We start from the raw sequence: 7,757 nt of genomic DNA, 5'->3' as shown, positions 1-7,757 counted from the left end.
ATCCGAAAGGAGTCCTCAAAATGACCTATTCACACAATCGCTACGACCAAGATTTTAAGAAAAATGCGGTACGTTTGAGTTTTAACTCTTCCAAACCAGTTAAAATCATTGCCTCCGAACTTGGTGTTCCTGAAAGTGCCCTGTATCGTTGGCGGAAGCTATATACCGAAGATGGAAAGCAAACGCCGTTTGCTTCTTTAGAAGCTGAGAACCGTGCCTTAAAACGTGAAAATGCCGAATTAGCATTGGAGCGTGATATGTTAAAAAAAGCCGCCGCCTACTTTGCCAGTCTCCAGAAGGAACCCCGGTCTTTCCTCGTGAACCACTATTGACAATCACTGGACCACTTGAGCAAGCGCAATTACTTGAAACGCTCGTCTTAAATATCGTCAATCACCAATCACTGATTGCCACTAAAGCTCGTCGACTGAGTTATGCCGCGGCGAGATCGACCAAGTAAAAAAAGTGAATGGTCAACGCCAATATTACGCTGTATACTCACCAGAAACAGCACAAGCTAAGTACGAAGCTAATCGAGCCCACTGTCATCGACCTTTGAAACTCGTCGGTGTCGCTGATTTTATCGACTATTTTACGACTCATTTGCGTCAAGATGGTTGGTCGCCTGATGCAGCAGTAGGACGGGCCAAACTTGAAGGCTTATATCAACCTGAGGAGATGGTCTCGACCAAGACGCTATACCACTATATTGATGCCCAGTTACTTGAAGTCCGTAATCTTGATCTACTCGAAAAAACGCGCCACCGTGCTAAATATCATCACTCGATCAAGCACAAGCGTCTGGCCGGACGGAGTATTGATGAACGGCCTAAAAGTATCGACCAGCGCCAAGAGTTCGGCCATTTCGAATTGGACACCGTGGTGGGCAAGCGCAACGGTCAAGAGAGTGTGATCTTAACGCTGATCGAGCGTCAATCCCGCTGCCAAATTCTACGTTTGATCGATGGTCGTGATGCCGATTCAGTCAACTATGAGCTGGCCAAGATCTGTCAAGAATACGGATCAATCATGAAGTCAGTTACTGCCGATAATGGCGCTGAGTTCTCGGAAGTTGGCGCTGTACTTACCGGTGTCGCTGACCTTTATTATGCCCATCCATATCGTTCCTCTGAGCGTGGGACTAACGAAGCGCATAATCGAATGATCCGCCGCGATGTACCCAAGGGTCTATCCATGGATATTTTGGGTCCTCATGATATCCAAGCAGTTGAGTCAAAGCTAAACAATTTACCGCGCCGGCAAACTGGCTATCAAACACCCAAAGCGCTTTTCTCCGCTGCTTCCGCCGGTTAAGTTAAGTCCATAAAATATGAATATTAATGAAAATACTGATTTAATAGGATTTATCGTGTGGCTAATTTGTTCTTGCAATTTGGGGTTTACATTTTCACTATAAACTCATCTGGTTTTTTGTAAATGCTTTCATTTACTTTAAATCGACACAATTTCGTGAAAACTGTCTTACATTAGTAACTACGGGAAATCTTTTGAAAATAATTTTTTTCACAATGAAAGGATTTTATAAAGGTATAGGGCCTTAAGTAATTGTGTAAGCGATGAAAGAATGACTTTGGTCAAAGTTGAAGTTTTACTTGAGATTAAAATCGATGGTCTACCTGAATTTGTCGGTAAATGGAGGGATTTCGTGGTAAACTTCAGATGGAGAAGCTTGCCAATAAATGAAAAAGGAAACGCTCATGATTACAATAAAAGATATTGCGCGTCGGGCTGGTGTCTCAGTCTCAACCGCCTCACGTGCGCTAAATAATAATTCAAGAATTAGCCTTAAAACGCGTGAACGAATCCAAAAACTCGCCAAGGATCTTGATTATCTGCCAAATTATACCGCTAAGAACCTGACTCGCGGTGAAGCAAACGTCGTCGGAGTTATTTTTCCAACGGTGGAAAGTTCCTCACCGGAGAATCCGTTCTATATTGATATGCTCCGAGGCATCAATCAGTCGCTAGTCGCCCGACACTATGTTTTATCAATTGCGATTGGGAGCCGAGTTGAAGAGGTCCTTGCTAACGTGACGGCCATGGTTCAACAGGCAAAGGTCAAACGGTTCGTTCTACTATATACGGATGAGAATGATCCGGTCGTTGACTATTTGCGTCGCGAAAATTTGGACTTTGTGGTTATTGGTCAGCCAGTTGGAGATTTGCCGGATCGATACGTCGATAACGACAATGTTCAGGCTGGGCGAGATGCCACAATGGCAATTCTTCAAAATGGCGGGGTTCGAAACCCACTATTTGTTGAATCCGAATATGAGTGGCAATACGAGCGAAATCGCCGAATGGGCTACGAAAAGGCGATGGCGGAAGTCCAATTAGAACCGCTAGTATTTAGATTACCAAAACGCGTTTCTGAAACAGCAGTCGATGTATTTTTGAATCAGCACCAAGATGTCGATGCGGTAATTGCAACCGACGATGTTGACTTGCTGCGGTTTAATCGGGTTTGGAGCAAAATTCGACACACAAAGAAAATTCCGATGATGAGTTTCAATAAGAGTGAGCTACTAGCGTTGATTGACCAAGATGTCCGCATGGTTGATATGCGGCCGGAAATGCTGGGCAGTCGCGCGGTAGAATTGTTATTTACCGATCGAAATGTTCAAAAATTAATTGTGCAGTACGAGTTGTGAGCAACAACTCTTTTTTATTTTATTTTTGTGCAAACGGTTGCACAAATTATCAAAGCGGTTTATAATTCATTTTGTTAAGAAAAATGGGTTCACATAACCCAAATAAACAGGGAGTGACAAATCACGGAAAATGATTCAGCACAAGGCAACACGGCTACAACACCAAAAACCAAGCCAATGCCAAAATTGTCTATCGCGACAATTTGGATGATTAGTTTCGGATTCTTCGGTGTTCAAATGGCTTTCTCTTTACAATCTTCACAAATGGGGCGGATCTTCCAAACTTTGGGAGCTGATCCAACCAAATTAGGTTTCTTCTTTATTCTTCCTCCACTAGCAGGTTTAGTGGTTGAACCATTAGTTGGCTATTATTCAGATAAAACGTGGATGCCTAAAATTGGTCGTCGATTACCTTACCTTTTGATGGGATCGTTAGTCGCCGTCATCGTTATGTTCTTACTACCAAACTCTGGTAGCTTAGGATTTGGTTATGGATCACTTGCAGCACTTTGGTTCGGTGCCATCACAATTCTCTTCATGGATTTATCGTCTAACGTTGCCATGCAACCATTCAAGATGATGGTCGGGGACATGGTGAATGATGAGCAAAAAGGATTTGCTTACTCAATCCAAAGTTTCTTATCAAATAGTGGTTCAGTGCTAGCTGCAATTTTCCCATACCTCTTAACTGGTTTGGGTGTTGCTAACATTGCGCCAAAGGGTGTCATTCCGAACTCAGTTATTTTCTCATTCTATACAGGTGCCGTTATCTTAGTTATCTGTAGTGCCTTCACTATTTTGAGAGTTAAAGAATATACACCCGCAGAATATAACGCCTATCACGGTATTACTGAAGCAGATGTTCAAGAAAAAGTTGGTTTATTTACACTTTTGAAACGTGCTCCTAAAGTATTCTGGACGTTAACTCTTGTTCAATTCTTCTGCTGGATGGCCTTCCAATACCTTTGGACTTATGGTGCAGGTGCCGTCGCCAAGAACGTTTGGCGCGCAACAGATCCTGCAAGTGCTGGCTATCAAGCCGGTGCCAACTGGTTCGGTGTTCTATCCGCAATTTACGCTTTAGCTGCCGTTGTTTGGTCATTAGTTCTTGCTAAGATGCCAAATGACAAGCACAAGCCAATGTACGCAACTAGTTTAGTATTAGGTGCCGTTGGGTTTGCCTCAATTTTCGTTGTTCATAATCAATGGGTTCTCATCCTCTCATTCTGCTTGATTGGTATTTCATGGGCCGCAATGATGATGTTCCCATTCACCATTTTGACCAACGCACTTTCAGGTGCCAACATGGGCTCGTACCTTGGTCTATTCAACGGAAGTATCTGTTTACCACAAATCGTTGCTTCAGTATTGAGTTTCGCTTTGTTCCCATTGATGGGCTCATCAATGCCAGGGATGGTTCTCTTAGCCGGTATCTTGATGTTAGTCGGTGCCTTCTCAGTAAGCAGTATTAAAGAAGTATTCGCATAAAAATTAAAGGAGTCTGAATGATGAAACGAACATTTGACGTATCACCGTGGCACATTGTGACCACTAAACTTAATCCAGACGATAAACGTCTTCAAGAATCAATGACCAGTCTTGCAAATGGTAACCTCGGCATGCGTGGATTCTTTGAGGAAGGTTACAGTGGCGACACGCTTCCCGGAATCTACATTGGTGGCGTTTGGTTTCCAGATAAGACAAAGGTTGGCTGGTGGAAAAACGGCTATCCTAAGTACTTTGGCAAAGTGATTAATGCAATCAACTTTATCAAGGTTGGCATTAAAATCAACGGTGAAGTTGTTGATTTGGCTAAGGACAAGGTGAGTGACTTCAACCTTGATTTAGATATGCAACAGGCCGTTCTCGAACGGTCTTTCACTGTTGAAAAGGGTGGCGCAAAGGTTCAGATTTCATTTGAACGATTTGTCAGTGCTGCAACTAAGGAACTCGTTGTTCAAGGGATTATCTTGAAGAATGTGGGTTCTAAAGAAGCTAAGGTTGAATTCAGTTCATCCGTTGATGCTGATGTACAAAATGAAGACGCCAATTACGATGAAAAGTTCTGGGACGTTTTGAAAGTTGCTAAGACTGATAATGAAGCCGAAGTTATTGCGGAAACAAAGCCAAACGACTTTGGAACACCACAATTTACGGTTGGTGCTTTATCAACAGTTGTCACGGACTGGAACAGTGAGTCTGCAGACCAAACCGATGTCTCAGCGACGAACCATTTTAGCGGAACACTGGCTGCTGGTGAGCAAACAATTATCCAGAAGCGCACAGTTGTTGTGTCATCACGTGACTTCCCTAAACAAGCTGATCTTGAGGCTCGTTTAACCCAATTAAATAAAGAAATTTCTGCAACATCATACAGTGATTTATTCAACGCCCACAAAGCTGTTTGGGCAAATCGCTGGAACGTTTCTGATGTTAAAATTGCTGGCGACGATGAAGCGCAACAAGGAATTCGTTTTAACCTATTCCAGCTCTTCTCAACGTACTATGGCGAGGATTCTCGTTTGAACATCGGACCTAAAGGCTTTACCGGTGAAAAATACGGTGGTGCCACATACTGGGATACAGAGGCCTTTGCGGTTCCCGTTTACCTTGGTGTTACGGATCCAAATGTTACCAAAAACTTGTTGAAGTATCGTTACCAACAAATTGACGGTGCCTTCCATAATGCTAAGGAACAGGGCCTTAAGGGTGCTTTATACCCAATGGTTACGTTTGATGGGATTGAATCTCATAACGAATGGGAAATTACATTTGAGGAAATTCACCGTAACGGCGACATTGCCTACGCAATTTACAACTACACAAACTACACTGGTGACAAGTCATACGTTCAGCATGAAGGCGCCAAGGTCTTAACGGAGATTTCACGTTTCTGGGCTGACCGGGTTCACTTCTCAGAACGGAATGGCAAGTACATGATTCATGGTGTTACTGGCCCTGATGAGTACGAAAATAACGTTGATAACAACTGGTATACCAACATTTTGGCACAATGGACGTTGAAATATACGCTTGAAATTTTGCCAGAGGTTGCACCAGAAGTTGCTAAAGACTTAAACGTCACTGACGCTGAAAAGAAACAGTGGCAAGACATTGTGGACAGAATGTACCTTCCTGAAGACAAGAAGTTAGGAATTTTCGTTCAACACGATGGCTTCCTAGACAAGGATATCAAGCCAGTCAGCTCACTTCCTAAGGATCAATTGCCACTTAACCAAAACTGGTCATGGGACAAAATTCTTCGTTCACCATACATCAAACAAGCCGATGTTCTTCAAGGAATCTGGGACTTTATTGATGACTTTACACCTGAACAGAAGAAAGCCAACTTTGATTTCTATGAGCCATTAACGGTTCATGAATCAAGTTTGTCAGCTTCAATCCATGCCATTTTGGCAGCTGATCTTCATTATGAAGAAAAGGCAACCGAATTGTATGAACGGACATCTCGTCTCGATTTGGATAACTACAATAATGACACGGTCGATGGTTTGCACATCACAGCTATGACCGGTGGCTGGTTAGCCATTGTTCAAGGATTCGCTGGCATGCGAGTTCGCAACGGTGAGTTACACTATGCACCATTCCTACCTAAGAAATGGCAGTCATACCAGTTCCGTCAATTGTTCCGCGGTCGTTTGATTGAGGTAACGGTTGATCAGTCTGGTACGAAGCTTGACTTGCTCGATGGCGACCCAATTACGGTTGACCTCGATGGTAAGAAGGAAGAGCTTAAATAGGACTAAAAAAAGGGCAAGAGTGGGAAACTGCTCTTCGCCTTTTTTATTAAAAGAAAGTGGGTGAGACTGGTGGAATCGACTGTTAAAGATTTTGGCCATTTAGAAAATGGTGAGTTAGTCAAAGAATTTACGATTACAAATAAAAATGGTGTGAGCCTCCGCACAATCAGTTACGGAGCAACCTGGACTGGCTACTTTGTGACACCAGAGAAGAATATCATTTTAAATTTTGATAACGTGCACGAATATGAAACGAATCCCTTTCATTTAGGAAACACCATTGGTCGGGTGGCAGGACGGTTGAGCGGCCATACGTTTAACGTCGCTGGATTCAGGGTCAATTTGAAGCCAAACGAAAATAAAAATGTGCTACACAGTGGTAACACGGGCATTGATCGGCTCAATTGGCATGGCGAGATTATTCTAGACGACCAATCTGCCAAAATTCGATATACCATGCAACAGAAAGCAATTTTTCCTGGGACGTTGGAAATGGCCATCACCTATTCTTTAGATGAGGATAACCATGTTTCCGTACAATATGAGGGACGCAGCAACGTGGAAACCCTATTTAATCCGATGACGCATGTTTACTTTAATTTGGATGGACCGGACGCGCCAATCAAGGATGAATTCTTGAAGATAGTTGCGGATAGGCATATCGTGGTAAATGAAGAAAAGATTCCAACGGGTGAAATACAGGTCGTTGAAAATACCCCGTTTGATTTTACAAACCTTGTTAAGCTGGGCGATCAATGTGAAAAACTTGGCGGCAACGAACAGTTTGATGATGCCTTTAAAAAGCCGGATACATCGCTAGGCGTAACACCAAGCTTGTTACTAGTTGATAGCGCAAAGCAGCATCAATTAGAAATGGGCAGTGATCGCAATGGCGTCATTATTTTTAACGTCAATCCCGATTGCATTGGCAAAGATGCGGATTGGCTTGCTGCTCATCCAGATAACGGACTGGCTGTAGAATTACAAACGGTCCCAGATGCGATTCACCACGACGGATTTGGCGACATTGTTTTACCCGCTAATCAAACTAAAACTTACACATCAACTTATTACTATTCGGAGGGATAACCATGAAGTTTGAAGATATTAAGGGATTTGCATTTGATTTGGACGGCGTCATTGCTGATAGTGCCCGATTGCACGCTAAGGCATGGCACCAAACGGCGGATGAAGTTCATTCAGAATGGACACCAGAACTAGCGGAAGCCTTGAAGGGTGTCAGCCGCATGGATTCACTGGAAATGATTTTGAAGGCGGGTGGCCATGAAAATGACTACACCGAGGATGAAAAGGTGGCTTTGGC

Annotated in this window: 5 protein-coding genes and 2 pseudogenes; all 7 read left to right on the top strand. The window is 43.3% G+C overall.

Annotated elements, in window-relative coordinates:
* Positions 1 to 20 precede the first annotated feature (20 nt).
* Positions 21 to 442 (top strand): annotated as a pseudogene (locus FHL06_RS11670) (transposase); the annotation flags it as partial.
* Positions 424 to 1,314: pseudogene (locus FHL06_RS11665) on the top strand (IS30 family transposase); the annotation flags it as partial. The pseudogenes FHL06_RS11670 and FHL06_RS11665, both read left to right, overlap by 19 nt.
* A 386-nt stretch (positions 1,315 to 1,700) precedes the next feature.
* Positions 1,701 to 2,672, top strand: coding sequence for a LacI family DNA-binding transcriptional regulator (locus tag FHL06_RS11660; RefSeq protein WP_337692561.1), 972 nt, complete (start codon positions 1,701 to 1,703; stop codon positions 2,670 to 2,672).
* Positions 2,673 to 2,849: 177 nt separating this feature from the next.
* Complete coding sequence (locus FHL06_RS11655) at positions 2,850 to 4,160, top strand: SLC45 family MFS transporter (protein WP_062904645.1); 1,311 nt, start codon at positions 2,850 to 2,852, stop codon at positions 4,158 to 4,160.
* A gap of 20 nt (positions 4,161 to 4,180) precedes the next feature.
* On the top strand, positions 4,181 to 6,433 hold the full coding sequence (locus tag FHL06_RS11650) for a glycoside hydrolase family 65 protein (protein ID WP_153386760.1): 2,253 nt from the start codon (positions 4,181 to 4,183) through the stop codon (positions 6,431 to 6,433).
* A 69-nt stretch (positions 6,434 to 6,502) separates the two neighbouring features.
* A complete protein-coding gene (locus FHL06_RS11645) occupies positions 6,503 to 7,522 on the top strand; it encodes an aldose epimerase family protein (protein WP_016265828.1) in 1,020 nt (339 codons plus the stop codon).
* 2 nt (positions 7,523 to 7,524) lie between these two features.
* Positions 7,525 to 7,757, top strand: a 233-nt coding sequence (locus FHL06_RS11640; RefSeq protein ID WP_153386758.1) for a beta-phosphoglucomutase, incomplete at its 3' end; no start/stop codon positions are given.

The organism is Companilactobacillus halodurans (assembly GCF_009600985.1).
Lineage (GTDB): Bacteria > Bacillota > Bacilli > Lactobacillales > Lactobacillaceae > Companilactobacillus > Companilactobacillus halodurans.
The sequence above is the reverse complement of the archived record's forward strand: the minus strand, read 5'-3'. Positions and strand labels throughout refer to the sequence as shown.

Bases quoted from the DNA above. Each gene is read 5' to 3' on its own strand.
- FHL06_RS11660 (WP_337692561.1), top strand. From the start codon at position 1,701: ATGAAAAAGGAAACGCTCATGATTACAATAAAAGATATTGCGCGTCGG.
- FHL06_RS11650 (WP_153386760.1), top strand. From the start codon at position 4,181: ATGAAACGAACATTTGACGTATCACCGTGGCACATTGTGACCACTAAA.
- FHL06_RS11655 (WP_062904645.1), top strand. From the start codon at position 2,850: ATGCCAAAATTGTCTATCGCGACAATTTGGATGATTAGTTTCGGATTC.